Origin of the sequence: Bacillus cereus group sp. BfR-BA-01522 (assembly GCF_022662635.1) — a bacterium.
Taxonomy (GTDB): domain Bacteria; phylum Bacillota; class Bacilli; order Bacillales; family Bacillaceae_G; genus Bacillus_A; species Bacillus_A cytotoxicus.
This window is the reverse complement of the sequence record NZ_JAKUDY010000044.1, coordinates 1-591: the sequence shown is the minus strand read 5'-3', so window position 1 is coordinate 591 and position 591 is coordinate 1. Positions and strand designations below refer to the sequence as shown.

Here is a 591-nt window from a genome sequence, read left to right as displayed (position 1 = left end):
AGGCATGTTAACCACTACACCACGGGACCATTTGGTTGCGGGGACAGGATTTGAACCTGCGACCTTCGGGTTATGAGCCCGACGAGCTACCAGACTGCTCCACCCCGCGACGATTATTATTTTAATTTAAAATGGTGGAGGATGACGGGATCGAACCGCCGACCCCCTGCTTGTAAGGCAAGTGCTCTCCCAGCTGAGCTAATCCTCCAAAAGTGGTGACCCGTACGGGATTCGAACCCGTGTTACCGCCGTGAAAGGGCGGTGTCTTAACCACTTGACCAACGGGCCAAAAGTTCCTAATGGCGGAGAGCAAGGGATTCGAACCCTTGATACGCTTGTGACGTATACACGATTTCCAATCGTGCTCCTTCGGCCATCTCGGACAGCTCTCCATAAATGGCTCCGCAGGTAGGACTCGAACCTACGACCGATCGGTTAACAGCCGATAGCTCTACCACTGAGCTACTGCGGAATAATATAGCCTGGCAACGTCCTACTCTCACAGGGGCAAGGCCCCAACTACCATCGGCGCTAGAGAGCTTAACTTCCGTGTTCGGTATGGGAACGGGTGTGACCTCTCTGCCATCATCA

The 591-nt window shown here is 53.8% G+C and carries 5 tRNA genes and 1 rRNA gene; all 6 read right to left on the bottom strand.

The features are described 5' to 3' along the window. Window positions 1-32: 32 nt before the first annotated feature. Window positions 33-109 (bottom strand) — tRNA-Met (locus MR059_RS21525). Window positions 110-132: 23 nt separating this feature from the next. Next, window positions 133-208, bottom strand: a tRNA-Val gene (locus MR059_RS21520). Between the two features lie 5 nt (window positions 209-213). Continuing rightward, a tRNA-Glu gene (locus tag MR059_RS21515) sits at window positions 214-288 on the bottom strand. Between the two features lie 12 nt (window positions 289-300). Continuing rightward, window positions 301-392 (bottom strand) — tRNA-Ser (locus MR059_RS21510). Window positions 393-397: 5 nt separating this feature from the next. Then, window positions 398-472 (bottom strand) — tRNA-Asn (locus MR059_RS21505). Between the two features lie 8 nt (window positions 473-480). Next, a 5S ribosomal RNA gene (rrf, locus tag MR059_RS21500) occupies window positions 481-591 on the bottom strand; the annotation flags it as partial.